Here is a 558-nt window from a genome sequence, read left to right on the forward strand (position 1 = left end):
GTTAACTCAAACGTTAATCAGATTGATTTTAAAGCTTCTGGTTCTAACGATGCATATGGTCGTGAGGGGTCTAATGAAGTAAGACCTAATGCTGCTACTGGTGTTTGGATTATTCGTGCTAAAGCTACTTTCGAAGCTCAAGATACCAACTTCCATGTTATTGTAAATGATAGCACTGCTTCTACCGGGAAACGTACTGGTGGTTCTTTTGTTTCTAACTATAGTATTGGTGGTGTCACTCGTGTTAGTGCTGATTTCCACGTATACCAGAATGGAGCCGATGGTTCAGTAGGTGCAGAAGTTAATATCCTTAACTCTGCTGGTGCTTTGATTCGTAAAGTTGATTTAACATCTGATCCTATTGTGTATACTTGGAGACAAGCTCAGACAGAAGGTTGGGTTACTTTCCATGCAAATACATCTTCGGCTGATGATTCATTATTAGTAATTGTTGAACAAGATAGGATTACTATCGAAGGTCTTCATCAGGCAACTGGTGGTATTGCTTCTACTGACATCATGTATAAGATCAATAAAATGCCTCAAGGTAAGACTAGT

General features: G+C 39.1%; 1 protein-coding gene. It reads left to right on the top strand.

The window, feature by feature from the left end; translation table 11 throughout:
• On the top strand, window positions 1-558 hold a 558-nt coding region (locus N1032_RS27110), incomplete at both ends, for a hypothetical protein (protein ID WP_259543801.1).

This window comes from Herbiconiux daphne (genome assembly GCF_024979295.1).
GTDB classification, from domain to species: Bacteria; Actinomycetota; Actinomycetes; order Actinomycetales; family Microbacteriaceae; genus Herbiconiux; species Herbiconiux daphnes.